Origin of the sequence: Azovibrio restrictus DSM 23866, from assembly GCF_000429665.1 — a bacterium.
GTDB lineage: Bacteria > Pseudomonadota > Gammaproteobacteria > Burkholderiales > Rhodocyclaceae > Azovibrio > Azovibrio restrictus.
Genome location: NZ_AUCH01000019.1, coordinates 59,847 through 86,218 on the forward strand (window position 1 = coordinate 59,847; position 26,372 = coordinate 86,218).

Consider the following 26,372-nt stretch of genomic DNA (forward strand, 5'->3'; position numbering starts at 1 on the left):
AAAATCAGGGGGCGGCCTTGGCCTCCAGGACCTCCCACCGCTCCAGCAATTCCAGCAATTCCTCGTCGATGGCCGCCAGGCGCTCGGCCGCCTGGCGCGCCGCCTCCGGCTCCCGCTGATACAGGCCAGGGTCTTCCAGACGGGCCGTCAGGCTGGCCTGTTCCGCCTCCAGGGCGGTGATGCGCTCCGGCAGGGCCTCCAGCTCCCGCTGCTCCTTCCAGCTCAGACGGTCGCCCCGGGGCTTGGCCGGCTCCGCCTTCTTCGCCCCGCTGGCCGCCACCTTCCTGGCCTCGGTTTCCCGAACCTGCTGTTTCTGGGCCGCTTCCAGGCCGGCCTTGTAGGCCGCCCAGTCGCTGTAGCCGCCCGCATATTCGCGCCAGCTGCCATCCCCCTCCGCCGCCAGGGTCTGGGTCACCACATTGTCCAGGAAGGCCCGGTCGTGGCTCACCAGGAACAGGGTGCCGTCGTAATCCTGGAGCAGCTGCTCCAGGAGCTCCAGGGTCTCCACATCCAGATCATTGGTGGGTTCATCGAGCACCAGCACGTTGGCGGGCCGGGCAAACAGCCGGGCCAGGAGCAGGCGGTTGCGTTCGCCCCCGGACAGGGACTTGACCGGGGAACGGGCCCGCTCCGGGGCGAACAGGAAGTCCTCCAGGTAACCGATCACGTGCTTGCGGGCGCCGCCGATCTCCACGTAGTCGGAACCGGGAGAAATCACCTGGGCCAGGCTGGCTTCCGGGTCCAGCTGGGTCCGGAACTGGTCGAAATAGGCCACTTCCATTTTGGTGCCCCGGCGCACCTGGCCGCTGTCCGGCGCCAGTTCCCCCAGGATCAGGCGCAGCAGGGTGGTCTTGCCGGCCCCATTGGGGCCGATCAGGCCGATCTTGTCCCCCCGCAGGATGCGGGTGGAGAAGCCCCGCACCACCACCTGCTCCCCGTAGGCCTTGCAGACATCGTGCATTTCCACCACCAGCTCACCGCTCTTGGCCCCCGCGTCCAGCTGCATCTGCACCTTGCCCAGACGCTCCCGCCGGGCCGCCCGCTGCAGGCGCAGCTGCTCCAGGCGCTGCACCCGGAACACGGCCCGGGTACGGCGGGCTTCCACCCCCTTGCGGATCCAGACTTCCTCTTCCTTCAGCAGTTTGTCGAACTTGCGGTTGAGCACGCTTTCTTCCTGCAGCTGGGCCTCCTTGCGCCGCTGGTACTCGCCGTAATTGCCAGGAAAGCTGGCCAGCTTGCCCCGGTCCAGCTCCACCACCCGGGTGGCCAGACGATCCAGGAAGCGTCGGTCATGGGTGATGAAGAACAGGGTCACGCCACTCTCCAGCAACAGCTCCTCCAGCCATTCGATGGCGCCGATGTCCAGGTGGTTGGTGGGCTCGTCGAGCAGCAGCACCTCGGGGGTGATGGCCAGGGCCTGGGCCAGAGCCAGCCGCTTCTTCTGCCCCCCGGACAGGCTGCCTACCCGGGCATCGGGATCCAGCCCGAAACGGGCGATCACCTGATCCACCCGCACCTGCCAGGTCCAGGCGCCCAGAGCCTCCAGCTCATGCTGCAGATGCTGCAGGCGCTGCAGCAGGACCTCGTGGTCGGCCTGGGCTTCCCCCATGGCATGGGATACCTGGTGATAGTCGGCGAGCAAGCGGGAGATTTCGCCCAGCCCCGAGACCACAGCCTCGAACACGGAATGGTCCGGCTCCAGGGGCGGCTCCTGGGGCACGTAAGCCACCTTGACCCCGGGCTGGCGCCAGACCTGCCCGTCGTCGAGACTGCCCTGCCCCACCAGGGCCGCCAGCAGGGAAGACTTGCCGGTGCCATTACGCCCGATCAAGGCCACCCGCTCCCCCGGATCCAGCTGGAAATCCGCGTGATCAAGAAGGGGCACATGGCCAAAAGCCAGGCAGGCCTGGTCAAGTTTCAACAGGGGCATGGTGATTCCGCAACAGAAGAAGAGGTTGAAGGAGCAGGATTCTAATCCCGCCAGCCCCCAGGGAAGGCAAAAGCGATTTGGCGCGGACGCAGCGCACGGCTAGAATACGCGCCTCTCTCCTCGTAGTTCAATGGATAGAACAAGCGCCTCCTAAGCGCTAGATACAGGTTCGATTCCTGTCGAGGGGACCAAACGGGTTTTTCTGCAATTCCTCAACATTCCACAAAACACCACTTTACCCAAACAAAACAAGCACTTACTTGTTTAACCCGGGTTTCTGGTGTTAGGTTGTGTCCCATTGTGCTGACTGTCTTAACGACAATCTATCGACAAGGGTTACGACATGGCATCTATTCGCCGACGTGGAAAGGGCTGGCAAGCCCAGGTGTTCAAACTCGGGGTGCGCAAGTCCGCATCATTCAGGACCAAGGCCGAAGCCTCGGCATGGTCGGCCAAAACTGAGCTGGAAATACAGACGCTCCAGGCGGGCCAAGTCCCTGACTATCCCTTTTCCAAAGCCCTGGAACGCTACCGGGATGAAGTCTCTGTATCCAAGCGGGGCAGCAGGCGGGAATCCATCCGGATTGATTTCCTCCTGAAGGACCCACTTGCAGCGGTCCCCCTCCCCCTGCTTGGCGCGGGTCACTTCGCCACATGGCGGGATAGACGCCTTAGGGAAGTGTCGGCGGCTTCCGTGCTGCGGGATTGGGGCCTGCTGAATCACGTGGTAACGGTGGCAATCAATGAATGGGGATGGCTCAAGGAAAACCCCTTGAAGGGTGTCCGCAAGCCCAAGGCCCCCTTGCCCAGGGACCGGCGGATTAGTCAGCTGGAAATCGACAAGCTCCTATTAGCCTTCGGCTACATCCAGGGCCAGCCCCCCAGGGCAACTACAGCCCGGGTTGGCGCTGCCTTCCTCTTCGCCATAGAAACGGCCATGCGGGCCGGTGAGATATGTTCCCTACAGTGGGCCAACATAGAAGGCCCGGTGGCTCACCTGCCCATCACTAAGAACGGCTTTCCCCGTTCCGTCCCCCTCTCCCCTGGCGCCATCAAGATATTGGAATCCCTCCCCAGGGATACCGCCATGGTTTTCAACCTGCAGCCCAGCCAGCTAGACGCCCTGTTCAGGAAGGCCAGAGCCCGCGCCCTGATTGATGATCTCCATTTCCACGATACCCGGCATGAAGCCATTACCCGGCTAGCCAGGAAACTGGATGTGCTTGACCTGGCGCGAATGGTCGGCATCCGGGACCTGCGGATTCTGATGGTCTATTACAACGCTCAGCCGGATGAAATCGCCCGGCGCCTGGGCTAATCTAGAACAAGCTGAGCTTGCAAGGAGGAAGCATGATGAAGAAGGAACATCTAGGCGGTGACTTTGACCGTTCCCTTGAGGCCGAAGGCATCCTGGATGAAGCAACCGCTGTAGCGGTAAAGTGCGTTATTGCTTGGCAGATTGAACAAGAATCGAAAGAAGAGGGCTTGACCAAGGTTGCCACTACATCCAATATGGATACCAACAAGCCAGAATAAAAAACAGAATATGACTTGCTGTAGCCCATCTCTACAGCACTGCCTTACATTGCAATCACCCTAAAAAACCATCTCACTTTATTTAAAAACATGATTGATGAGCTATCAAAAACAATAAAAGCCCAGCTATACGAACGTGTAGGGAGCCCCCTGTTCTCCTCTTTTGCCATTTCATGGGCATGCTGGAACTACAAGTTTATATTAGTAATTATTTCATCCATGGGGGCAGTTGAAAAACTAAACTATATAAATACACATTTATTTAACACCCCCCTTGATTACCTCTTGAACGGCACTTTACTTCCAACAGTAACTGCACTATTAATAATATACGTCTATCCAATACCTGCTCGCCATGTATATGAGTACCATCGAAAAAAACAGCAAGAGTTAAAAAAATTACAACATAAAATTGACGGCGAAACAGTAATAACAAAAGAAGAAAAGTGGGAAATAATAGAGTCAGCAGAAAGACAAAAAAACGATTACGAATCACGCATCGAAAAACTAATTCAGGACAACAACCTACTCAAAAACAGGCTTGCCCACATAGAACAAAACACCCCTCCAACCAGCAGAACAGAAATACAGAAAGACGAAACCACGCCCCCATTCACAAATGATGAGCTTAAAATATTAAATATCATAGCAAATTCAACTGATGATGGAACATCGATCACCAACATAATCCAAATGACGCAAATAGGCAGAATGTATGTTGAGCACTATGTAAGAAAACTTGAGGATTTAAACTTAATAACCCGGAGCCTCGACAAAAGCCATATACCTAAGTATCGACTTTCAGAAAAAGGGATAGAAATATTAATCGCCGCGCGAGAAGGAAGGTTAAATAAAGATCACTCTTCTGATCATCAAGTAAAAAGCGTTTCAGCCATTAAACCAGTAGGGTTTTAAAGGGACTTTAAAAACCCAATTCTTTTTTGCGCAGCTTATAACATGAAGCCTTATATTATTTCACTTAGGCCCTTGCTCTTCCTGCCGACCAACTTCCTGCCTTAGCTTCTCAAGACTCAATCTCGCCATTTCATCCTGAACTGGCTGCACTTCTGTATGCCATTTCCAGAACCCATAAACCAGCATCACAATGCCAAAACCCAGTATAACGCTTAGTGAATCCCTGTAAAATTCCTTATCTTGCAGGGCAACCTTAAATTTTTTATCCAGCAATTTGAACCGCGCCTCTTCTGCAACTGATCTAGAAGAGTTTGATTCCAATACGGCATATTCCACCCCAATTTCATAAACCAGGCCATTTACAGAACTAACCGAATAAACCAAAGCCCCCATTGAAAACACTATAAGCAACAGACCAAACAACGCATAAAATTTATAGATATTATCTGTAGGCAAAGGAATCCGGCTGTCCATCGTAATCTCCTAAAATAAAACCCTAATTACTTCCGCCAATAGTGATATGCCGCCACCCAAGGACCGCTTGCCCGTCTATGATCACTGGGTTATGAAGTCGGTTCATAACCTGATAAACCGCTCGTTGGTCCCAGTTGTCGTTTCCCGAAGGGTATAAAACCCGGGCATTCTGGGGAATGCCTTCTGGGGTAATTTCCACATAAACAACAGTCTCCCAGTAGTACCTGGGAGCCATTCGGGTTCTGGCTCTGTCGGCCAGGGCGGATTCAGGGAATAGGGGAAGGGCCACCAGGGCGGCCAGGATCATGCATGCAAGTCGCATGGTTCATCACTCCAGTTAAGGTTTCTGGGTGGATGCCTGGCTAATTATGGCTAGGTGTCTGCCTGGAACTCGGGGTGACGGATGATCCGCACCCTTCACGCTTCGTTGACGGTCCGCTTCAACTCTTCCAGCTGTTCAAGATCGGGGCTTGTCTGCCCCGCCTCGGGGATCGTCTTCCCCGTCATTATCCAATAAGCATACTCAGGGAACAAGGCCCCCATGGCTTCGATGTGTTCGATTCCTGGTACTGAACGCCTGTTGTATGCGTGCCCCCAGCTCCTGGCGCTAATTCCCGTCTTTTCTTCCAGGTAAGTGAATGCCCCCTTCCGTGGAAGGCGGGCATCAATAATTTTAATCAAGCGCTCGCTGATCATAGCTAATTACCATTTGTACATCGCATGTACGGTACCTACAATGTACTCATGTACCGACGATGTTCTTAATGTAGTGGTCTGTTGTGGAGTGTAGCGCGATGCCCATTGAATCCCAAGTTGTCCAGCTTCCCCCGGTGCCCCTCATGCACTGGCGCCGCTTTGCGGAAATGGTGGGCCTGGATGAAGGCGTGGTCCGGGGCCTCTGCGACAAGGGCTATTTGCCGGTGGTGAATCAAGGCAAGTACCGCTTTATCAATCTGGCGCTGCTGACCCAGCGCTGCTTGGAAGCTGACGTGGGGGAATGATCATGAAAAAGGGCGGGAAGGTAGCAAGCGGGATTTTCATCAAGGCCGGGGAAGTGGTCCTGGGCGAACAGCTCAAGATGGCTTTCAGCTTTGCTAAGAAGGTGGTCAAGGCATTGAAGCGTGGCTTCATCTGGATTCGTCCGGATGGCAAACAGAAGCCTTGCCGGGATGTGCGCTCCCTGGTCGCGGCCATCATGGACTATGACGGCCACCTGTTGGCCCGTCTGGTCGAACAGGCCCAGAAGCTCCGGGGCCGTCCTGCCCTGGCGGGGGTTTGATGATGACTGTCAAACCCGTCCGCCCTGGTGTCTATCACGTCGTTCTGTGCGATGGCGACTGTTACACGGTGTCCCGCAATGGCCGGGACTGGGTCGCCATGAATCGCTATGAAAGCGTGACGCGCCCCACAAAGCGGGGCCTGATTAATGGCTACCTGCAGGACCTGGATATTCGGGCCCGTGTGGCCCAGGCCCGGAACGCTTTGGGGGTAGCGGCATGACGTACGCGGCCATTCTCCGGCGGCTGTTCCTCCGGCAGAGTTCGGAGCCCTGGGCTTTGGCCCGGCCCCAGGACGCGGCCAGCCTGGGCGGTCAAACCAGCACTGCCCCCCAGCCCCTGGCCCCTACCTATCCCCCCTCCTCCTTAAAAGCCAAACCCCGGCGGCAAAAGAAGGAAAGCAGGACGCCACAGGCGCGCCGTAAATGGCCCGGGGCGCCTTTTGCCCCGGGACAGGCTTTACGGCGACTAGGCCCAGCTCGCTGGGCCGTAGGTCCTGCCCATCACGCGAAAGCGCGTGGTGCTGACTGGGAAGCACGGCTGGAAGAAGTAAAACGCAACGCGGCCCCCCTGGCCCATGGGCGGGGCGCCCCGCCCACGGAACCCCCGCACCTCCAGGGCAAAGGGCCACTGCCCCAAGGGGAAGGTGCCCTAACCCGAAGGGGGGGAGCCCTGATCCGAAGGAAGGAGGCCCTGCCCTATGAGGGAGGGGGCATAACCCGAAAAGAGGCCCCGCCCATGGGCCAGGGGGCGCAGGTTTTAGGTTTTAAGGACCTTATATCTAAAGGGGAAGCCCCCGGCAGGGCCGCCGGAGGCATAACTGGGGTCGGCGATTCGGGCACCGAATCGTCGAGCCGCCAAGCCGCTTTGTCCACAGGCTTCAGCCTGTGGGCAAAGGGAAAGGCGCGGCAGGCAGTCGGGAAAGCCCCCGGGGAATCGGTGGTGTGGTTTTTCCCAAGGGACCCCTGGGCCTATGTCGTGGGCCGCTTCCGTCCCGGCCCCATGGCCCCCCTGGCGGCGCTGCCCCTGGTACGGCTGCAGGATGCCCTGCACTACGCACGGCAAACCCGCCCCCGTCCCTTCAGCTGGAAGCACCTAAAGACTGATCAATGGATCGTGGAGCAAAGGCGGTACGCCTTCTTCTCGTCCCTTCCCGGGTAACCCTTGGGATCAATTAACCGCCACCGGACAAGGCTCCCCCGTCCGGGCTCGGCAACCTACCAGGGGGAGTATGAAAAGTGAGGTGTGAAATGAGTACTGAAATGACCATGAAGGGAAACATGCGCCTGAACGTGCTGGGCGTTTCCCGGTTCAGCTTCGACGGTATCAGCGGCGTGAAAGTCTATGCCCAGAAGGAAACCGATGGAGAAAACGAGGATGTCCTCGGAATCGAGGTCGTGGAGTTCGGCGGCAAGTACGCCGTTTTCGAGCAATTCCGGGGCTACGGCTTCCCGATGCAGTTTGACTGTGAAGTGGAGTTTGCCCGGGGCTCCCGTGGCAAGGCTGCGGTTCGCGTCCTGAAAGCATCCCCGGTCAAGGGCCAGCAGCTGCCCCCGGAACGCAAGGCAGCCTGACCCATGCGGGGGAATGAACAAGTTACGGGCCGTCAGTCGGTGCCCAAGCCGGGAAGGTCCCCCGCCCTTTCCCTCCCGGCCAAAGCCGTCCCCGCAAGTGTAAGCGGGACAAATTCCAAAGGGGGCCTCTGATGGCCTCCGGCTGGTACTACAAGGGGAATTGCCTGGATGCAATCGGCCTTCGTGATTCTGTTTATTCTGAATTACCAATTCCCGTTTCAAACTCCAGCCAGCTTTATTACTTGACCTACATTACAAGCTACAACTTTGACCAATCAACCTCCACGCTAAAAGTCAGCTACACCACTCGCATAAGCAACAATTCTGTTTACAACGGTCTTGATACTACATCCCTCCGGCTTAATACATGCGAGATCGAAAGCAATTCCGGGGTATTTTCAAGCCTCCCGGTTCAGGACATATTGATTCCTCTAGCCATGTTGTTCTTGTTCTTTATGGGCTTCGCCCAAGGGAGGAAATAATGGATATTCAGCTACTGGGGTATGGCGTAGCATTCTGGGGGGTTGGATTTGGAATAGGCTATGTATTCAGGGCGTTTGATCTATTAGGGCGGGATTTAACATCTTGATTCATCTGTTTTCGGTTTGGCACGGCCGGAAACAGATTTTTTATAGTGCCAGGAGGTAATACACCATGAACACCGTGAAACAAAAGTTGCTCGCCCTTCTCGCCCTGGCCGTCGGTCTGATGGCTGTCAGCTCTGCCCAGGCTGCGTCTGTCCTGACTGCGGACATGACGGCAGCCTTGGGCACTGGCCTTACCCAGATGCAGGACACTACCGCTGACCTGATCGCCAAGTTCTGGCCCTACATGCTGGGCATCATGGCCCTGATCACCGCGCCGAAGCTCCTGAAGAAGTTCTGGAACACGATGTTTGGCTGATCTGCAGTTTCCAGCAGGCCCTGTGGGTGGGCTGCTGGAGGGTAGGCCCTGTGGGTGGGCTACCAGGGGAGCCCCAGTGGCTCCCCATTTTTATTGGGTAGCGGTTTCCGTTTCAGCAGGGGGAATCCATGTTTGCCAAGTCGAACAAACGCAAAGCAATTTTAGTTTTTCTTCTTTGTTTCTCTGGTGCAGCTTTGGCGGTTGGCCCTTTTGCAGGGCTTATTTATTGGGCAGGGATTACTTTTAGTTCCCTCCGTTTCCTGGCCACCCCGATTACTAGCACGGTTGTTGTGCTCGGTCGTTCGGCTGCAGCCAATGTTCAAGTCTGGAAAATAGCCGAAACGGTGGCAACTGTTGGTGCCGTGGGGGCCATTATGCTGGCCGACAAAAACCCCGAATCTGCAACCGCAAAGGGCAAGGCCCAGGTTGTTGTGCACATGAACAGCGAGAATCCCAAGCGGGCTAATCCAGACCCGGAAAAGTGGAATGATCCCAAGGAAGGGGAAACGGACCCCACTCCCAAAAGCTTGAATCCAAATACAGCCCCGCCTGTTACAGGAAATCTTGTGGCAATAACTGGGGCGGTTGTATACGCCAGCACAGGACAAAAAGTTAAGGACATATACAGCCTAGGAGATGATGCGATGCTTACTCCCGAAGAGTCACTGGCTTATGAGGATATTTTTGGAGGAAGCACCTATTCATATTGGAATGCTCGGGCCACCACTAAGAAGTACACAAGCGCCACGCTCGCCAAAAAGGAATACAGCATTATCAGCTCTGACAATTCACACAGATTCGACTGGATTGCTACTGATTTTTACAGTGGGTCACTTCCCGAATGCCAAAACGTTAACTACACCTGTACGGGCAGCATTGACCCTAGTCGTGCATTCACCGTTAGTGAATCCCATGCCAATAACGTGTTGCAGCCGCTTGCGGAAGGTTACAAGGTCGATAAGCTTGAATATGGCGCTAACAATAGCGTAGCAGTTCATTACAAGCGGATGGTCAAGCTATGCCCGGATGGTTACTCCTACAATTCAACTACCGGTTCCTGCATGACTGGAGAGCAAACCAAACCCGCTACTACCCCCTGTGAAGTCATTTTTAAAAACGGTAATTTCCAGACAGATGCCAATAACCCTAACTGCAAGGCCGTTGCTGATCGGCTTACAGTTAATGGCAATATGGCAATGATGAAAAGTGCAGATGGGGAAACAGAGATAGTAAGAAATGCGGATGGAACTTATACCATCACAAGCAAAAATGGCGAGAACTGGCAAACCATAAATACAGGCACCTATTCAAGCTCCGGCAATGGCGCCACTGTTGGCGATGTATCCGAATCAAAAACAGGGAAGTTTATCTATGGCGGTTCTTTTGGCACTGGCTCCAGCTCGGGCAGCTGTGGGGGTAGTGGTCAGCCTCCGTGTTCAATTGATGATTCGGGCTTTGAAGGAAAGGACAAAGAAGCCACGGAAAAACTGGATGAACTAAAGGGCAAGGAACAGGAAGCCGTTGATAACCTTTCCAAGTATGTGGATAAAAACGGCTCCAATAACTTTGGCTTTACCAACTTCCTCCCCAAGCTATGGCCCACCAATCACATAGCCTGTGAAAACATCATGATTAGCATATCTATGACAAGGGGGCCATTTAAAGGGCTATCCGGCTCCGTTCCAATTGAATTCTGTGACAAGGCCCAAAAATTTAGGGAATTCATGTCATGGCTCGTTTATGCACTTGCCGCGTTGTACATTTACAAGCGCGTAACCCGCTCTAACAGTTCGGATTAAAGGGGATCAACATGGGCCATATTTATAAGTTTTTTGCCAGCTACTTTAGTGGAATAGTTGCCTATTTCGCCGCAAAATTCTCCATTAGGGTTGCCCGAATCGCCGCCTTCATGGTGGCCTACATTGGCTTATTAACTGCACTTTTCCTGTTAGCTAAAGCCCTGGTTCTTGGCCTTGTCTATTCAATTGATAACCCCTATTTCTGGATGGGCTATTTTCTGGCATGGCCCGATAATGCAGAGGCCGTTTTCTCTGCGGTCATAGGTTTTGATCTTGCCGTTATGATCTACAAAGCCCACCGGGCCCAGCTTCGGGAAACGTTGCGAATCTGGGGCTTCTAATGACTCAGGGCCTTCTACTGACAGGGAAGCGGGGCCAGGGTAAAACCCTGTTTGCTATGTCCATGGTCCGGCGCTACATCAGGGAGGGGCGCATGGTGGCAACAAACGTTGATTTGTTTGTTGAGCATTTGGCCCCGCCTTTCAACAAGGTGCGCCCCTACCGTTTGCCGGATTGGCCCCTGGCGTCTGATCTGAAAGCCATGCCCCTGGGCAATCCTGACCCTGTTAATGAAAAGAGAAACGGCCTATTGCTGCTTGATGAATGCGCCGCTTTCATTAACTCACGCTCCTGGAACGAGGATAAAAAGGGGCGCATTGAGCTAATTGCTTGGCTGGCTCAGTCTAGGAAATTCGGCTGGGATTTATGCATGCTCGCCCAGCATTCAAACATGATTGACTCCCAGATTAGGGAAGCCCTGTTCGAGCGTTTCGGCTATGCCGTCAATTTAGAGGGAATGATGATTCCCTTTGTCAGTCGGCTGACCTACGGAACCGCAAAACTCCCAAAAATGCACAGAGTCATTATCAGACTAGGGAGCCATCCCAGGGCGCCCTTGTGTGACAGGGAGCTATTTACAGGCAGTGATTTATACAAAGGCTATAACACATTGCAGGTTTTGAATCCTGAGATAGGGATTCCCAATGGGGCCGGATTTTTCTATCTATCGGCTTACGATATAAAAGGCCGTTATTTGACATGGTGGCAGCGTATGAAAAAGGTCATTTTTGGAATGCTAATTATTGGCTTCATCATAGGCTTTGGATCGGCTGAGATTCGGCACCTGTTTTCCCCTGCTCCCGAATCCATTAAAAAACCTGCGGAACAAGAAAAATCCTTTGACCCTTCAATTTCTGCTTTTGGCTCTTATCAAGTGAATGGTCAAACCCATGTCTTGCTGTCGGATGGCCGGGATTTAATAGCCATTTCAGTTAAACGTTTTTCCAATGGTCAGGCGGAATATGAAATTCAGCAGGGCTTATGGGTAAGGGGGGCATTATGATTTGGCGGATTCTATTCCTGGCGCTGTTATCATCAGCTGCTTTTGCTGAACCCATTGCATTGAAATTTGACAAGGTTCCAGTCGTTCAGCTCGTCCAGGCGGTTTATGGGGAAATCCTTGGGCGCTCTTATGTGCTGTCCCCTGACGCTGTTTTGATTGAAAAAGTTATATCAATGCGTGTTGATGTTCAGTCACGCGATGCGGTTCCTTCTGTTCTTTCTCAAGTGCTGGCCTTTTCCGGTCTGGTCGTCACAGAAAAGGAAAAGGTCTATTACATTGACGTTGCCAGAACAGAAGCCCCGGGAGGCTATAGCCCTGGGGATATTGTGGAGGTTTATCAACCTCGCTTTAGGTCGGTCGCCTATCTCCAGGCCCTTGCCGGTGTCGTTGATCGGTCAAGCCAGCTTGCCTTTCAACAGCCCCAGCCTGTTCAGCTCCAGGCAGGCCAGCCTGCTGCTAACACTGCCCAGGCCCAGCCGATGGCAGTACAAACTCAGGTGGTTCAAGCTGCAGCCGATTTGACGCAGGACGTAATGGTGATTACAGGGCCACCAGACCGCGTTGAAAAGGTCATGGCACTACTGGAAAAGGTAGATATCCCTGCCCCCTCGGTAACCATTCGCGCGGCTTTGGTGGAGCTCTCCACGTCCGGGGATGAATCGTTCAATGTAGGGCTAGCGCTCAATCTCCTGGGCTCCAAACTCGGTGTGTCGCTAGCCGGTGGGGTCATGGATCAGAACTTCGTCAAGATCAAGAATAGTTCTGTCGAAGCGTTTGTATCTGCCCTGGAGGGGGATACCCGTTTCCGCATCGTTACGGAACCCCGGCTAGTCGTTGCGGATGGTCATACGGGAAAAATAGTCGTGGGCTCGGAAGTCCCTACCCGGGGCGCTGTGTCCTATGACGATAACGGTAACGCCCTCCAATCTATCGAGTACAGATCAGCCGGGGTTATTTTCCAAGTAACGCCAAGGATTTTCAGGGATCGGGTACTGATCAAGCTGGCCCAGCAGGTAAGCAACTTTAGCCGCACTACCACAAGCGGGATTGATAGCCCGACCATCATCAAGCGGGACTTGGAAACGGTCGTGGATTTGTCGGAAAGTCAGGTGCTGTTGATGGGTGGCCTAGATGAAAACAAGGAATCTGCCTCTTCCTCTGGGCTTTCGTTCCTACCCGACTGGATGCGCTCCAAGTCGGACTCCCAAAGCAATACGCAACTGATGCTGATGCTAGAGGTGTCACGGGTGCCGATATGAGGGGCGCCCGGTGGGGAGCGCCAGGCGCGGAGCGGTCGGCGCCCCCCCACCGGGCGCCCAGGAGACGGGCCTGTAGCACGTCTCACAGAAAGAGAAGAGTAGGCGGCAGTTACTCCACATTAGGTCACATTAGAAAGGGCGAACATGAACAAGCAAGTCAGGCTGTGGGATCGGTACAGCGTCCAATCCTTGATGGAAAACAAACAGGACCCCAATGGACGTTTGTTCCTCTCCGAGCTGGGCCAGTGCAACCTGGAAGGCGTCCGGGTTCTCCATCAGGGGCTGGATACCGTGAAGCAGCTATACACGGGCACGCTCCAGGCTGATTTGCTGGAAACCATAGAATCCCTCTACCTCGAAGGCTTCGGCGAGTGCATCGAGCTGGCGGGCCATCCCTGGGCCATTGGCTCCGGTGGGGCTTCCGGCTACCAGTTCCGGTTGCAGAATTCAGACTTGGGGCTGATCTGCTTCGTGAAGTCCCGCTATGCCGATAAGGCGGATTCAGCCTCCCACGTGAAGATAGAAGCCTCCCCCCATTGGCTCTATCCCCGTTCCCATGATCAGATAGCCAAGGAGCTGAACGCCCTGGCCCGGCATTTCTTCATCAGCCACCCGGCTACATCCGGCGTTGCTGTCCATATGTGTATCGACGTGCAGGGCTGGGAGCCCCCCAGGGACTTCCAGGACCGTCTGGTAACCCGTGCCCGGCGCATCGTGTCCCATGACTCCCAGAAGCTCCTGTATTGGGACCTGGGCGAAGTTGCCAGCACCTACAACCGGGGCCAGTCCTATCTGGTCGGGTCTGCAGCCTCGGTGCAGCTGGCCGTGTATCGGAAGGACGTCCAGGCCAAGGCCATAGACAAGCTGGATTTCTGGCAGGACGTGTGGAAGCGCACCCCCGGGGAGGATTTCGACAAGCCCGCCTATCAGGAAGGAAAACCGGTGTGGCGCCTGGAGCTGCGCTTCCATCACTCCGTGCTGGCAGAGTTTGGCCGGGGAGTGGCCCAGGGCATGGAATACGGCTTTACCCTCCAGGGGAATGTCTGGTCTGGCGTCCTGGGTGTGTCTCAACACCTCCAGGGTCTGTGGAAATACGGCTTGAACTCCTTCCGCCTGGAGACTCGCAACGAGTCGGGCTTTATCCGTTACCTTGATCCCATGTGGCAGCTGCTCATAGAGTCGGTGGAGTTCTCGGCCCCTCGGGGTGACGTGATGTATAAGCGGGTGAAGAAAACCCCGGGCCTTGGCAACGAAAAGAACCTGATGCTGGCCGTCGGCAATCTCCTGTCCATCTACGCCAGGAACCGCTTCACCCCGGCCCGGGCGTTCAAGTGCCTCCAGGACAGCGGCGTCTATGAGGATTTGGAGCGCTACTTTGAAAACAGGGCCTATTCCCGCTTAGCCAGGTACAAGGAATCGGATATATTCGAGTTCGTTTGCAAGTCGCTGCAGCTGCGTACTCTGTACGGCAAGGCGGCGTAACACGAACCAGTCACGACATAATGGCCAGGATGATGCAGAATTGCGGCTTTGGGGTTCCTGTCGAGGGGACCAAATGAGGGGTTTGTGCGTGCGCCGTTCGTCCTTCCCTGCAGTGTTTTCCCGGGCTCTGGGGCTGGCCTTGCTGGCGTGGTTCCTGCAACAGCTAGCGGTTCCGGTGGCCGCCGGACACCAGGCAGCCTGGCTGGTGTCCGGGGCCGCCCCCATCTGCACGCCCCAGGGCATCGTCTGGTCGGGCCAGGCCCCGGATGACGGCAAACCGCTTCCTCAGTTCCATTGCCCCCTGTGTGGCATGGCCCAGCAGGCCTCAGCTCCTCCCGCTCCGGGAGCGGCCCCAGCTGCCCCCGTGGCTGCCGGACATGACTGGCAGAGCGCCGGCGATACAGCTCCCGTCCACGATTTCCGCTATCCGGCGGCCCGCCCCCGGGCGCCCCCCCGCTTGTTCCACGCTTGACAGGTAGAGGCCCGGCAGCCGGCCCATACCTCCTTTCCCCCATCTCATTCGTGGAGACTCGTATCATGCAAATCCGTATTCTTTCCCTGGCCTGCGCCGCCCTCCTCCCCCTGCTTGCCCACGCCCAGGTCACCGTCACCGACCCCTGGGTGCGCGCCACCACTTCCCAGCAGAAAGCCACCGGGGCTTTCATGAAGCTCTCCCCGGCCACGCCCATGACCCTGGTGAGCGCCAGCTCGCCGGTGGCCGGGGTGGTGGAAGTCCATGAAATGGTCACCCAGGACGGAGTGATGAAAATGCGGGCCATGCCCGGATTGCCCCTGGCCCCCGGCAAGGTGACGGAACTGAAACCCGGCGGCTATCACATCATGTTGATGGACCTGAAGAAGCCCGTCTCGGTGGGCGAGAAAGTTGCCATCACCCTGGTGCTGGAAAACGAGGGCAAGCAACGTCAGGAACAGGTGGTGCAGGCAGAGGTGCGCCCCCTGAATGCGGTGGCTGCGCCGGCGGCGCCCAATGCCCACCAGCACCATCACTGAGGTACCCGCCATGCCCGGATTCAAACCCGGCCTGGCGGTCCTGTTGCTGGCAGCCACGGTTCTGGCTGCCTGCGACAGGCCTCAGGCCACGCCCCGCTTTCACGCCACCGAAGTGAACAACCCCCAGTTCGCCCGGGATTTCCGCCTCAAGGACCCGGAGGGCCGGGAGCGTAGCCTGGCCGATTGGCGCGGCCAGGTGGTGCTGATCTTCTTCGGCTACACCCAGTGCCCGGACGTCTGTCCCACGGCCCTGTCCCGGGCAGCCCGGGTCATGGAGCTGCTGGGCTCCGATGCGGCCAGGGTGCAGGTGTTGTTCGTCACCGTGGACCCTGAACGTGACACCCCGGAGCTGCTGCGGGAATACGTGCCGGCCTTCCACCCCAGTTTTCTTGGACTGCGGACCAGCCCAGAGGACACCCCTGCCGTAGCCAAGGAGTTCCGGGTGTTCTACAAGATCAATCCGGGCAGCACGCCGAGCACCTACACCATAGACCACAGTGTCACCACCTACGCCTACGACCCGGAAGGCCGGCTGCGCCTGGCCATTGGCCACGATGCCACGCCCGAATCCATGGCCGAGGATATCCGGGCCCTGCTGCAGAAGCGGGCCCCCTGACTTACTACGAGGAAGCACCATGGCCCGGCAAAGCTACAGCAACGAGGACGTCACCCGCATCCTGGAGCAGGTACTGCTGCATCAGTGTGCCTGCCCCAGCCAGCTCTGCCGCATGGTGCTGGGCTTGAGGGAGTTGCTGCAGTATGAACGGGATTGCCTGGATCACACCTCGACGGATGTCCAGGTGCACCAGACCATAGCGCAGGCAGCGGGTCAGTGCCTGGAAATCATGGAGGCCTGTCTGGCCCGGGTGCTGGAACTGGAAGGCTGGGACCCGCTCACCCTGCAGATGCCTGCAGCCCTGCAGGAACATCAGCTGCGCCTGGTGAGCGACGATGACAGCTGGGGAGTACGCTGAGTGCCTGAACACGATATCGACATCAGCGAAGCCGATGGCGTGCGCTACCTGCATTTTGGCTCTGACTGGATTCAGGGCGCCATGCGGATTGCCCGCCCCTGGTCCCTGGAGCTGGAGTACACCCGGGAAATGCTGGCCGGCCTCCTGCTCCGCCCCCACGAAGACTGGCCCGGCACCTGCCTGATCGTGGGCCTGGGGGCCGCTTCCCAGGCCAAGTTCATGCACCGGCATTTTCCCGAAACCCGGCTCACGGTGCTGGAGATCAATCCCGGGGTGGTCGCGGCAGCCCGCCAGTTCTTCAAGCTGCCGACCAGCGCCCCCCGGATGGAAATTCTCATCACTGATGCCGCCCAGTGGATGCATACCGCTCCTGCCGCCCACTTTGACCTGATCCTGCTGGATGGCTTTGGCGCCAACGGCCGTCCCGGCCCCCTGGACAGCGAGGCTTTCTACCTAGCCTGCCGCCAGGCCCTGGGCCCCCGGGGCCTGCTGGCCGTCAACCTGCTCAGCCGCAGCCGGGGCTTCCAGGCCGCCGCCCGACGCCTCGCCAAAGCTTTCGCAGGCCGCAGCATGGTCTTTCCCTCCTGCGACAGCGGCAACGCCATCGCCTTTGCCGCCAGCGGTGAAGCCGTGGAGACCCGGCTGGAAACGATGCGGACGCGGGCCCTGGAAATCAAGGAGCGCACCGGCCTGGATCTGCGCCCCTGCATCAGCCGCCTGCAACTGTCCCACAGCCTGCCGGACGGCCATTTAAAGCTTTGATCCGGGCATTCCCCGGCCACCCGCCGCGCCCTTGGTTTTTACCCGAGATTGAGCTACAAATCAGGCATTCCTCCACCCATAACAACCACAAGGCGGAAGACACGATCAGAACATCGATACGCGTGGCGCAAGCTACGGGTCTTGTCTACTGCGTAGCTGGCCAGAAAAGGAGGAGCACATGCTGTCACTCAAAGACTGTCTCGATTTTTGCGACCTCGATTGCAGCGAAATCGAAGCCATCGCCGAACACGAACACATCCCTGTCATTGTTGCTGCCGAACTGAGCAACGAACTACTCAAGACTCCGGAAGGAGTCTGCAGCCTGCACACCATGGTGCTGGACAACCTCAACCATGCCCTGGCCCACGGCGACGTGGAAAAAGCCGCCCGGTGCCACATGGCCTACCAGCACCTCAAGGCAACGCACCCCCTGCCCCAACACGTTCGCTGACACCAGGATCAGCGTTTCCCGCTCCCACGACCCGGATCATTCCGGGTTTTTTGTTGCATTCATGGTTGTCTGAAGGTAATCGGTCGCCTGAACGGCCATGGCTGCGATGATCCGTTCAGTGGTGCCGATGGCCGGAGCCAGTTCCAGATTCAGCCCGGGATGGGCTGCCTGGAGCGCGGCCAGCATCTCCGGCAGTTCCCGCTTCAAATGCCCTCCCTGAGCAATGAACATGGGCAGGATCGTGATGCGGGATATTCCGGCTGCAGCCAACTCGGCCACCCGGGCGGCCAGATCGGGGCTCATGAATTCCAGAAAGGCGAGCTCCACCCGGGAGTCCGGGTGCGCAGCCGCCACCCGATCCCGTACCGCCCGCAGCGGCTGGACCCACTCCGGGTCTCTGGCCCCATGGCCAAACAGGATCAGGGCCGAGACTGCGGACATGGGAACTCCTCTCAGATATTGAGGCCTGGAACCTTGGCCTCCACGGCCACCAGGGCCTTGGCTTCATGGAAATCCCTGGCACAGCCACTAGCCAGCAGGCAGCAAACCAGCTGATTGGCCAGGGGCAGAGGCAGGGGCAGATTTTCATCGAGCACCCGGCGTATCCACTGGGCAGTGACCCGGGCATCGGCTTCTTCAGGCAGATGCGGCAGGGACTTGATGCTGTCGTGCTCTGCTTCGAAGAGGGTCTGACAATCTCCCTCCTGAATGAGTTCAATGCGGGGACGACGCTTGGGATTGGCAAAGGGCTCCCCTTCCGTGGCCCGCAGCAGCAGGGCTGTCTGCCCCTTGTGCAGCAGTATTTCCCGCATCAGATCCAGATAGGGCGGATGGGTGGCTGCTGCCACCAGCACCCCTTGACCCTGGAAAGGATCCAGCATCTTCACCAGGCTATGGGCGCAGTTGCGCAAACCCAGCCGGGAACGCAAGGCCAGTTGCTCCGCCAACCCCGGCGAAAGGGCCGACAGGGGGACAAAGGCTAGTCCTTCCTGATCCAGGCTCTGCTGAGCCTGATGCAGGGAGGCGGCCGGCATCAGCCCCAGTTCCCGGAACACATGCCCGGAAGTCACCCGACCATAACCCTCCAGGAGCCCGTGCACCAATACCGGCACGCCGAAGCGTTGCAGCAGCAGGGCCAGGAGGGGTGTCAGGTTAGCTCCCTTGCGGGCACCGTTGTAGGAAGGCAGGACCAGGGGCCGGATTTCCGTGGCAGGGCGACGCAGGCCATAGGCCCGGGTTTCGGCGGCCCGCAGGAAACCCGACATTTCCTCCCGGGATTCTCCCTTCATGCGCAGGGCAAGGATGATGGCCCCCAACTCCAGCTCCGGCACACCGCCATCCAGTATGGCAGCGTAGAGCTTTTCGGCGTCCTGTTCGGAGAGGTCGGCGGCGCCGCTGGTGCCGCGCCCGATCTCCTTGATGTACTGGGCAAAATTCATGGGCTCCTCCTTGATTTTATCCTGTGGCAGCAATGCCGTTAGCAACGGCCGTGCCATGAAAAACCCCGTATTTTCGCTCCAGTGTGCGCCAAAACAGTGCAGCAAAAAAAACCCCGCGCCATGGCGGGGCATGAATCACTCATTTGATGCGCTGTAGATGGGGGCGCCCGGCACTAGGCGGCGGGGGTTCCGGAGGATCCTCGGGGGTCTCGTCCTCCCGGGACGACACCTCCTCCACTTCGAAGGCCATGCCGGCACCGTTCTCCCGGGCGTACACGGCAGCAACCCGCGCCATGGGCACGGAAATATCCCGCGCCACACCACCAAAACGGGCCTGGAAACTCACCATGTCATTGCCCATCTGCAACTTGTTGGTGGCCTCCATACCGATGTTCAGGACGATCTGCCCGTCCTTGACGAACTCCATGGGAACGCGGCAAGAGCCATCCACCTCCACGGCCATGTAAGGCGTGAAACCGTTGTCGTTACACCACTCCCAGATGGCGCGAACCAGATAGGGCTTGGTGGACGGAAGATCGGCAGGAGCTTGGCTGAAGTCCATTACTTGCGCATCGCCTTTTCGGAGGGGGTCAGGGCATCGATGAAGCCCTGGCGGCTGAAGATGCGCTCGGCGTATTTCATCAGGGGCGCAGCAGCCTTGCCCAGATCAATGCCGTAGTGGTCCAGGCGCCACAGCAGGGGGGCCACCGCCACATCGAGCATGGAGAAATCATCACCCAGCATGAACTTCTGCTTGCTGAAGATGGGGGTCAGTTCAGTCAGCCGAGCTGCGATTTCCTGACGCGCCTTATCGGCGGCCTTGATGTTCTTTTCGATGGGCTCGATGAAGGAAAAGATTTCCCGCTCCATGCCGGACAGCAGTTGCCGGGCCCGGGCCCGCATGATGGGATCCGCCGGCATCAGTTGGGGATGGGGAAAACGCTCGTCAATGTACTCATTGATGATGTTGGGTTCGTACAGCACCAGGTCCCGCTCCACCAGCACCGGGACGCGGTTATGGGGATTGATGACAGCCAGGTCTTCCGGCTTGTTAAACATATCCACATCAATGACCTGGAAATCCATGCCCTTTTCGAAAAGGACGATCCGGCAACGATGGCTGAAGGGACAGGTGGTCCCGGAATAAAGGTTCATCATGGCAGCTTGACCTAAAAAGATTCGGCATCGCCCCCGGTTAACCAGGTGGCGATGCCGGTTTGAAGCAGAGGATACTTAGTGGATGTCTTTCCAGTATTCCTTCTTCAGGAGATAGGCGAGGACAAACAGAACGCCCAGGAACAGCAGGACGGCCACACCCAGTTGCTTGCGCAAGCCGGAGGTAGGCTCACCCATCCAGACCAGGAAGCCCACCAGATCGCGGATCTGGGTGTCGTACTCGGCAGGAGACAACTGGCCAGGAACAGCCAGCGTCAGCTTGTGGTCAGGCCCCAACACCTGCTCACCCTGCAGTTCATACAGGATGTGCGGCATGCCCACATTCGCAAACACCACGTTGTTCCACCCGGTGGGGCGCTTGTCGTCCCGGTAGAAGCTGCGCAGGTAGGTGTACAACCAGTCAGCACCGCTACCATCGGCGGAAGCACGGGCACGGGCGATCAGGGACAGATCCGGAGGAGCAGCGCCAAACCACTTCTTGGCGTCCTCAGGACGAATGGCGACCTTCATCTGCTCACCGATCTTGTCGGTGGTGAACATCAGGTTGTCCTTGATCTGTTGCTCGGTGAGCCCCAGGTCCAGCAGCTTGTTGTAGCGCAAGGCGCTGGCACCATGGCAGTTCAAGCAATAGTTCACGAACAGCTTGGCGCCGTTTTGCAGGGCAGCCTTATCACCGGAGACATCGGGAGCCTTGTCCAGGTGTAGGGCGGCGCCCGCGGCAAACGCCAGGGTAGGCGCCAGCAGAAGGGCTGCAAACAGAGTTTTCAGGCTACGCATGGTTTTCATTTCCAGGTGACCCTTTCCGGTTCGGGTTTGTACTTATCGATCTTGGAATACCAGGGCATCAGCAGGAAGAAGGCGAAGTAGATCACCGTGCACACCTGGGAAACCTTCTCACCCCAGTAGCTGGGAGCTTGCGTACCCAGATAACCGAGGATGAAGAAACAGATCACGAAGGCAGTCAGGAAAGACTTGAAGATGGGACCACGGTAACGGATTGATTTCACCGGGGAACGATCCAGCCAAGGCAGGAAGGCAAACACCACCACGGAGGCGCCCATGCCCACCACACCCCAGAACTTGGCATCCAGGCCGAAGAAGTTCCAGACCATGGCACGCAGCACGGAGTAGTAAGGCGTGAAATACCACACCGGCGCAATGTGCGGAGGCGTCTTCAGGGGGTCAGCCGGGAAGAAGTTGTTGTATTCCAGGAAGTAACCACCACCCTCAGGAGCAAAGAACACCACCAGGGAGAAGACCATCAGGAAAACCACCACGCCCACGATATCCTTGACCGTGTAGTAGGGATGGAAAGGAATGCCGTCCAGAGGAATGCCGTTCTCGTCCTTCTTCTTCTTGATTTCCACACCGTCGGGGTTGTTCGAGCCGACTTCGTGCAGGGCCAGGATGTGGGCTGCGATCAGGCCGATCAGCACCAGGGGAATGGCGATGACGTGGAAGGAGAAGAACCGGTTCAAGGTCGCGTCACCGATGACGAAGTCACCGCGCACCCAGATGGAGAGCGGCTCACCGATCAGGGGAATGGCACCAAACAGGTTCACGATCACCTGGGCCCCCCAGAAGGACATTTGTCCCCAGGGCAGCAGGTAACCGAAGAAGGCCTCGGCCATCAGGCACAGGAAGATCAGCACGCCGAACACCCAGATCAGTTCGCGAGGCTGACGATAGGAACCGTACAGCAGGCCCCGGAACATGTGCAGATAAACCACGATGAAGAAGGCAGAAGCGCCAGTGGAGTGCATGTAGCGCACCAGCCAGCCCCAGGGCACATCACGCATGATGTACTCGACGCTGGCGAAGGCCACGGGAATGCCGGCAGCGTTCAGGGATGCGTCAGGCTTGTAATGCATGACCAGGAAAATACCGGTCACGATCTGGATCACCAGCACCAAGAGGGCCAGGGAACCGAAGAAGTACCAGAAATTGAAGTTCTTGGGCGCGTAGTATTCGGACAGGTGCCCCTTCCACATGGCAGTGGCGGGGAAACGGGCGTCCACCCACTCCAGCAGGTTGCCCGGCAGGGAACCGTCGGATTTGTATTTTTCGAAATTGGTATTAGCCATGCTTAAGCCCCCTTCTTATCTTCGCCGATGAGGATGCGGGTATCGGAGAGATACATGTGCGGCGGGATTTCCAGATTGGTCGGCGCAGGCTTGGCCTTGAAAACACGACCAGCCAGGTCAAAGGTGGAACCGTGACAGGGGCAAAGGAAGCCGCCCTTCCAGTCAGGGGTCATGCCTTCATCAACACCGGGCTTGAACTTGGAGGTAGGAGAACACCCCAGGTGGGTACAGATACCCACGGTCACCAATATTTCGGGCTTGATGGAGCGGTGCTCGTTCTTGCAATACTCGGGCTGTTGCTTGCGATCGGACTGGGGATCAGCGACCTCGCCATCCAACTGCGGCAAGGTATCCAGCATGGCCTGGGTACGGTTGATGATCCAGACAGGCTTGCCCCGCCATTCTACGGTTACCATCTGCCCGGGTTCGAGCTTGCTGATATCCACTTCGACCGGAGCCCCTGCCGCCTTGGCCCGCTCGGACGGGAGCATGGTAGACACGAACGGCACCAGGACCGCCAACGCACCCGCACCCCCGACCGCAGCAGTAGCGACGATCAATCGCCGCCTGCCGCAGTCCATTTTTCCTTCTTTGCTCATAGCGCTGATCCCTAACGTTAAACCAGATAAACCAAACTTATTGATTATACGCCAAGCAAACCCCACATGTAAAAAGGGCTTTCCTCACTCGTCGACGGTTCTACGCTCCCGGAATGCCTGGGCCAGAGTACCTGGGTCCACGAACTCCAGCTCCCCTCCAACCGGAACCCCCCTGGCCAACCGACTGACCCTTATGCCTTTCTCGGCCAGCAAGGTGGACAGGTAATGGGCCGTAGCCTCGCCTTCATTGGTGTAATTGGTCGCGAGAACGACTTCCTTGACCACACCATCCAGCACCCTCTCCATCAGCTTTTCCAGGCCCAACTGTCTGGGCCCCATGCCATCCAGGGGAGAAACCCGACCCATGAGCACGTAGTACAAACCCTGGTAAGCCAGGGTCTGCTCCATCATGTTCATGTCCACCGGAGTTTCGACGATGCACAGGAGTGAAGCATCCCTCTTGGGCGAGCTGCAGCGGTCACAGATGTCCTGCTCGGAAAAGGTGTTACACCGCTGACAGTGGCGCACTCCCTCCAGGGCATTGTTGAGGGCTGCCACTAGCTGGAGAGCGCCTTTTCGATCGTGCTGTAACAGATGGTAGGCCATGCGCTGGGCCGACTTGGGGCCCACGCCAGGCAAACAGCGAAGGGCCTGGATCAGGCCCTCGAGTGCACTTGGCGTCACGGCATCAGAACGGCAACTTGAAGCCGGGGGGAAGATTCAGGCCGGCAGTAAATCCAGCCATACGCTCCTTGCTCACGGCCTCGCCCCGGCGAACGGCATCGTTGAAGGCAGCAGCGAGAAGATCTTCCAGCATCTCCTTGTCATCCATGACGGAAGGATCAATGCTGACCCGCCGCACATCATGGCTGCAGGTCATGACCACCTTCACCATTCCCGCGCCAGCCTGCCCCTCCACTTCCAGCAATGCCAGCTCTTCCTGGGCCTTGGCCATATTGGCCTGCATGGCCTGGGCCTGTTTCATCAAGCCCGCGATCCCGCCTTTCATCATTTGCATGCACTCCTGTCAATCAATAGGTTTGATAGATGCTTCCACCAGGGAAGCGTCAAAGGTTTCAATTGCATCACGCACAAAGGGATCCGCCTCTATGGCCGCGATGGCCATCTCCTGGCGCTCACGCCGGTGCTGTTCGGCAGCCTGGGCCGGGGTAGCCCGTGCCACCTCGGTAACTTCTATGCGCAATTGCACGTCCTGGCCCAAGCGCTCGGCCAAGGCCTGCTGCAGCTTGTCCTGGGCCGGCTTGAAAAGCAGATGCCGATGGGCTGGAGACAATTGCAAGAGACATTGGACTCCATCGCGGCTCACGAGATCACAGTGCTGCGCAAGTTCCCGGGCCATGCCACTCACATTCAGTGTGGACACCAGCGCATGCCAATCCTGGTTCACATCCAGAACCGCGGAAGCTTGAGAAGCCGGAGTTAGCGCATCCGCCCCAGGAGCAGCCCGGGGCAGTTCCTGGGCCCGGGAAAGCACTGCGGCAGCGCCAGCGCTCACACTATCCGCCAAGGCCCGACGCCCGGCCGCTGCAACCGGCCTAGATAGCCCCTCCTCCTGCCCCACGGGCGCAAAGGCCAGCAGGCGCAGCAACACCATCACAAAACCGCTGTACTCGTCGGGAGCCAGGGGCAACTCCTGGCGCCCCAGCGTTGCAATCTGATAGGCCAGCTGAATGAAGTCCGGAGAAAAGTGCCGTGCCAGGCGTACCAGACGCTCTCTCGCAGTGGAATCCGCCGTTTCCATGCCAGGAACCAATTGCAGTACCTGCAGCCGGGTCAGCAATACCGCCAACTCCTGCAGAGCATTGGCACAGGACAAACTGCGCCCCTGAATGTCTTCTGCTATGGCGAGCATCCTGGCGCCATCACCCTGGGCCAAAGCCTCGAGAATATCCAGCAGATAGGCGGCATCCACGGTCCCGAGCATGTCCCGCACTAACCCGGCCTCCAACCGCCCGGCGCCATGGGCTATGGCCTGATCCAGCAGGGAAAGGGCATCGCGCATGCTGCCCGATGCCGCCCGAGCGAGGGCATGCAAGGCTTCTGGCTCGAAAGCGATATCCTCTGCGCCAAGAATACGGCCCATATGCTCCACGATGGAGGGAACCGGCATCTGCTTGAGATTGAACTGCAGACAGCGCGACAGGACCGTGACCGGTATTTTTTGCGGGTCAGTGGTTGCCAGAATGAATTTCACGTGCTCCGGCGGCTCTTCCAGCGTCTTGAGCATGGCATTGAAGGCCGACGTGGAAAGCATGTGTACTTCGTCAATGACGTACACCTTGTAACGCCCCCGGGTTGGGGCATATACGGCATTTTCCAGCAACTGCCGCATCTCCTCGACCCGCGTGTTGGTGGCCGCATCCACCTCAAGCAAATCCACAAAACGACCAGCATCGATCTCCTGGCAGGCAGAGCAATGCCCACAGGGATTAGCGCTGACTCCGGTCTCGCAGTTCAGTGACTTGGCCAGGATGCGGGCAATGGTGGTCTTGCCGACACCGCGGGTACCAGTGAAGAGATAGGCATGGTGCAGGCGCCTCTCGTTCAGCGCATGAGTCAGTGCCCTGACCACATGCTCCTGCCCTACCAATGTCGAGAAATTACGAGGACGCCACTTTCGGGCAAGAACCTGATAGCCCATGCACTCAGATCCAGAGAAGAAAAAGAAAGTGGCGAGCCTAACCCCCGGCACTTGCAGATAATGGCTGTGGCTGCTTCCTTCCGGACCTGACCAGATTCACCACCCTGCAATGCGGGGAGACCCGCCGGGGACGATTCTATCACAGCCCGGCCGGCTGCCGCTCGGCAAAACCGATATTTCATGACTCGGCGATGTAAGCGCCGGAAGTCTGAAGGGGCGGATCAACTTTAATCGCAGTATTGCCCGATCCGGATGCCCCCAATGCTGTCATGGCTGCGTAATCGGCAATTAGCTTGAGCGGGGTGGAGTATTTCTATTGAGGAGATGGAGGTGGTTGGTCTGGATTACAAAAGTAAACACCCCGCTAGAAGGTATCTAGCGGGGTGTTTGAATGGGTGCTTGGCGGTGACCTACTTTCGCGAGCGGAAGCTCACTATCATTGGCGCGGTCCTGTTTCACGGTCCTGTTCGGGATGGGAAGGGGTGGTACCGGGACGCTATGGCCGCCAAGCGTAACTTGTATGTTCAGGGGTTAGCTGAACGCAAAATGGGGTAGAAGGTTTGTAGAGGTGATTGCTACAGTTGTTTCATTGAATCGTGTTGATTCAAGGTTATAGGATCAAGCCGCACGGGCAATTAGTACTGGTTAGCTTAACGCATTACTGCGCTTCCACACCCAGCCTATCAACGTCGTGGTCTTCGACGACCCTACAGGGGGCTTAAA

Annotated in this window: 31 protein-coding genes, 1 tRNA gene, 2 rRNA genes and 1 other RNA gene; 19 read left to right on the plus strand and 16 right to left on the minus strand. The window is 57.5% G+C overall.

Features of this window, described 5'->3' with window-relative positions:
• Positions 1-4 precede the first annotated feature (4 nt).
• Positions 5-1,930 carry an ATP-binding cassette domain-containing protein gene (locus G474_RS0115550; protein WP_026687774.1) on the minus strand — a complete coding sequence of 642 codons (1,926 nt, stop codon included), beginning with the start codon at positions 1,928-1,930 and terminating at the stop codon, positions 5-7.
• 116 nt (positions 1,931-2,046) lie between these two features.
• On the opposite strand from G474_RS0115550, the gene G474_RS0115555 reads away from it, so the two are divergent.
• The 4 genes from G474_RS0115555 (at position 2,047) to G474_RS23565 (ending at position 4,381) form a co-directional block, all read left to right on the plus strand.
• Positions 2,047-2,121: transfer RNA gene (locus G474_RS0115555), tRNA-Arg, on the plus strand.
• Between the two features lie 581 nt (positions 2,122-2,702).
• Complete coding sequence (locus tag G474_RS23950) at positions 2,703-3,248, plus strand: site-specific integrase (protein WP_211228131.1); 546 nt, start codon at positions 2,703-2,705, stop codon at positions 3,246-3,248.
• A 32-nt stretch (positions 3,249-3,280) separates the two neighbouring features.
• The gene (locus G474_RS21165) at positions 3,281-3,466 is read left to right on the plus strand and encodes a hypothetical protein (RefSeq protein WP_051282356.1); all 186 of its coding nucleotides are present in this window, start codon (positions 3,281-3,283) and stop codon (positions 3,464-3,466) included.
• Between the two features lie 90 nt (positions 3,467-3,556).
• The gene (locus tag G474_RS23565) at positions 3,557-4,381 is read left to right on the plus strand and encodes a hypothetical protein (RefSeq protein WP_156919303.1); all 825 of its coding nucleotides are present in this window, start codon (positions 3,557-3,559) and stop codon (positions 4,379-4,381) included.
• Between the two features lie 60 nt (positions 4,382-4,441).
• Here the strand turns inward: G474_RS23565 and G474_RS0115570 are convergent, their stop codons facing one another.
• Together G474_RS0115570 and G474_RS0115575 are read right to left on the minus strand one after the other, a co-directional pair.
• A complete protein-coding gene (locus G474_RS0115570) occupies positions 4,442-4,855 on the minus strand; it encodes a hypothetical protein (protein ID WP_026687776.1) in 414 nt (137 codons plus the stop codon).
• A 417-nt stretch (positions 4,856-5,272) separates the two neighbouring features.
• Positions 5,273-5,551, minus strand: coding sequence for a hypothetical protein (locus G474_RS0115575; protein WP_026687777.1), 279 nt, complete (start codon positions 5,549-5,551; stop codon positions 5,273-5,275).
• A 98-nt stretch (positions 5,552-5,649) separates the two neighbouring features.
• On the opposite strand from G474_RS0115575, the gene G474_RS0115580 reads away from it, so the two are divergent.
• From G474_RS0115580 to G474_RS21195, 15 genes are all read left to right on the plus strand, one after another.
• On the plus strand, positions 5,650-5,856 hold the full coding sequence (locus tag G474_RS0115580) for a hypothetical protein (RefSeq protein ID WP_043464777.1): 207 nt from the start codon (positions 5,650-5,652) through the stop codon (positions 5,854-5,856).
• Between the two features lie 2 nt (positions 5,857-5,858).
• Positions 5,859-6,134 carry a hypothetical protein gene (locus G474_RS21170; protein ID WP_156919304.1) on the plus strand — a complete coding sequence of 92 codons (276 nt, stop codon included), beginning with the start codon at positions 5,859-5,861 and terminating at the stop codon, positions 6,132-6,134.
• Positions 6,135-7,394: 1,260 nt separating this feature from the next.
• The gene (locus G474_RS0115600; protein WP_026687781.1) at positions 7,395-7,706 is read left to right on the plus strand and encodes a hypothetical protein; all 312 of its coding nucleotides are present in this window, start codon (positions 7,395-7,397) and stop codon (positions 7,704-7,706) included.
• A gap of 654 nt (positions 7,707-8,360) precedes the next feature.
• Entirely contained in the window at positions 8,361-8,609 is a 249-nt protein-coding gene (locus G474_RS0115605; RefSeq protein WP_026687782.1) for a hypothetical protein, read from the plus strand.
• Between the two features lie 128 nt (positions 8,610-8,737).
• Positions 8,738-10,408: a hypothetical protein gene (locus tag G474_RS23570; protein ID WP_156919305.1), complete on the plus strand. Its 1,671-nt coding sequence runs from the start codon at positions 8,738-8,740 to the stop codon at positions 10,406-10,408.
• A gap of 11 nt (positions 10,409-10,419) precedes the next feature.
• A complete protein-coding gene (locus G474_RS0115610; RefSeq protein WP_026687783.1) occupies positions 10,420-10,749 on the plus strand; it encodes a DUF5455 family protein in 330 nt (109 codons plus the stop codon).
• Positions 10,749-11,750 carry a zonular occludens toxin domain-containing protein gene (locus tag G474_RS22240; RefSeq protein ID WP_051282357.1) on the plus strand — a complete coding sequence of 334 codons (1,002 nt, stop codon included), beginning with the start codon at positions 10,749-10,751 and terminating at the stop codon, positions 11,748-11,750. The genes G474_RS0115610 and G474_RS22240 overlap by 1 nt, the downstream gene beginning before the upstream one ends.
• Complete coding sequence (locus tag G474_RS0115620) at positions 11,729-13,009, plus strand: type II secretion system protein GspD (protein ID WP_084513805.1); 1,281 nt, start codon at positions 11,729-11,731, stop codon at positions 13,007-13,009. The genes G474_RS22240 and G474_RS0115620 overlap by 22 nt, the downstream gene beginning before the upstream one ends.
• 192 nt (positions 13,010-13,201) lie before the next feature.
• Positions 13,202-14,491 carry a hypothetical protein gene (locus G474_RS21180; RefSeq protein ID WP_051282358.1) on the plus strand — a complete coding sequence of 430 codons (1,290 nt, stop codon included), beginning with the start codon at positions 13,202-13,204 and terminating at the stop codon, positions 14,489-14,491.
• A 73-nt stretch (positions 14,492-14,564) separates the two neighbouring features.
• On the plus strand, positions 14,565-14,963 hold the full coding sequence (locus G474_RS21185) for a DUF2946 family protein (protein ID WP_156919306.1): 399 nt from the start codon (positions 14,565-14,567) through the stop codon (positions 14,961-14,963).
• A gap of 65 nt (positions 14,964-15,028) precedes the next feature.
• Positions 15,029-15,502, plus strand: a complete 474-nt coding sequence (locus tag G474_RS0115635; RefSeq protein WP_026687785.1) for a copper chaperone PCu(A)C — start codon at positions 15,029-15,031, stop codon at positions 15,500-15,502.
• Between the two features lie 10 nt (positions 15,503-15,512).
• Positions 15,513-16,118 (plus strand): SCO family protein, encoded by a 606-nt coding sequence (locus G474_RS0115640; protein ID WP_026687786.1) that lies wholly within the window; start codon positions 15,513-15,515, stop codon positions 16,116-16,118.
• A 19-nt stretch (positions 16,119-16,137) separates the two neighbouring features.
• Positions 16,138-16,476 (plus strand): hypothetical protein, encoded by a 339-nt coding sequence (locus tag G474_RS21190; RefSeq protein WP_051282359.1) that lies wholly within the window; start codon positions 16,138-16,140, stop codon positions 16,474-16,476.
• A complete protein-coding gene (locus G474_RS0115650) occupies positions 16,477-17,238 on the plus strand; it encodes a fused MFS/spermidine synthase (RefSeq protein WP_026687787.1) in 762 nt (253 codons plus the stop codon).
• 178 nt (positions 17,239-17,416) lie between these two features.
• Positions 17,417-17,689, plus strand: coding sequence for a hypothetical protein (locus G474_RS21195; protein WP_043464786.1), 273 nt, complete (start codon positions 17,417-17,419; stop codon positions 17,687-17,689).
• Positions 17,690-17,725: 36 nt separating this feature from the next.
• On the opposite strand, the gene G474_RS0115660 is transcribed toward G474_RS21195, so the two are convergent.
• The 13 genes from G474_RS0115660 to G474_RS0115715 form a co-directional block, all read right to left on the minus strand.
• On the minus strand, positions 17,726-18,130 hold the full coding sequence (locus G474_RS0115660) for a sirohydrochlorin chelatase (RefSeq protein ID WP_026687788.1): 405 nt from the start codon (positions 18,128-18,130) through the stop codon (positions 17,726-17,728).
• A gap of 11 nt (positions 18,131-18,141) precedes the next feature.
• Positions 18,142-19,128 (minus strand): DNA-binding protein YbiB, encoded by a 987-nt coding sequence (ybiB, locus tag G474_RS0115665; RefSeq protein WP_026687789.1) that lies wholly within the window; start codon positions 19,126-19,128, stop codon positions 18,142-18,144.
• 139 nt (positions 19,129-19,267) lie between these two features.
• Positions 19,268-19,690 carry a ClpXP protease specificity-enhancing factor gene (locus tag G474_RS0115670; RefSeq protein ID WP_026687790.1) on the minus strand — a complete coding sequence of 141 codons (423 nt, stop codon included), beginning with the start codon at positions 19,688-19,690 and terminating at the stop codon, positions 19,268-19,270.
• Complete coding sequence (locus G474_RS0115675; RefSeq protein WP_026687791.1) at positions 19,690-20,286, minus strand: glutathione S-transferase N-terminal domain-containing protein; 597 nt, start codon at positions 20,284-20,286, stop codon at positions 19,690-19,692. Before G474_RS0115675 ends, G474_RS0115670 begins: the two co-directional genes overlap by 1 nt.
• A 75-nt stretch (positions 20,287-20,361) precedes the next feature.
• A complete protein-coding gene (locus G474_RS0115680) occupies positions 20,362-21,081 on the minus strand; it encodes a cytochrome c1 (RefSeq protein ID WP_026687792.1) in 720 nt (239 codons plus the stop codon).
• A gap of 5 nt (positions 21,082-21,086) precedes the next feature.
• On the minus strand, positions 21,087-22,388 hold the full coding sequence (locus tag G474_RS0115685; RefSeq protein ID WP_026687793.1) for a cytochrome b: 1,302 nt from the start codon (positions 22,386-22,388) through the stop codon (positions 21,087-21,089).
• Positions 22,389-22,390: 2 nt separating this feature from the next.
• Positions 22,391-22,987, minus strand: a complete 597-nt coding sequence (gene petA, locus G474_RS0115690) for a ubiquinol-cytochrome c reductase iron-sulfur subunit (protein ID WP_026687794.1) — start codon at positions 22,985-22,987, stop codon at positions 22,391-22,393.
• Between the two features lie 84 nt (positions 22,988-23,071).
• Positions 23,072-23,671 (minus strand): recombination mediator RecR, encoded by a 600-nt coding sequence (gene recR, locus G474_RS0115695; RefSeq protein WP_026687795.1) that lies wholly within the window; start codon positions 23,669-23,671, stop codon positions 23,072-23,074.
• A gap of 4 nt (positions 23,672-23,675) precedes the next feature.
• A complete protein-coding gene (locus G474_RS0115700) occupies positions 23,676-23,999 on the minus strand; it encodes a YbaB/EbfC family nucleoid-associated protein (protein ID WP_026687796.1) in 324 nt (107 codons plus the stop codon).
• Between the two features lie 15 nt (positions 24,000-24,014).
• Entirely contained in the window at positions 24,015-25,649 is a 1,635-nt protein-coding gene (gene dnaX / locus G474_RS0115705; protein ID WP_026687797.1) for a DNA polymerase III subunit gamma/tau, read from the minus strand.
• A 27-nt stretch (positions 25,650-25,676) separates the two neighbouring features.
• Positions 25,677-25,775: signal recognition particle sRNA small type (gene ffs / locus G474_RS22905), an RNA gene on the minus strand.
• A 271-nt stretch (positions 25,776-26,046) separates the two neighbouring features.
• A 5S ribosomal RNA gene (gene rrf, locus G474_RS0115710) occupies positions 26,047-26,159 on the minus strand.
• Between the two features lie 104 nt (positions 26,160-26,263).
• Positions 26,264-26,372, minus strand: a 23S ribosomal RNA gene (locus G474_RS0115715); the annotation flags it as partial.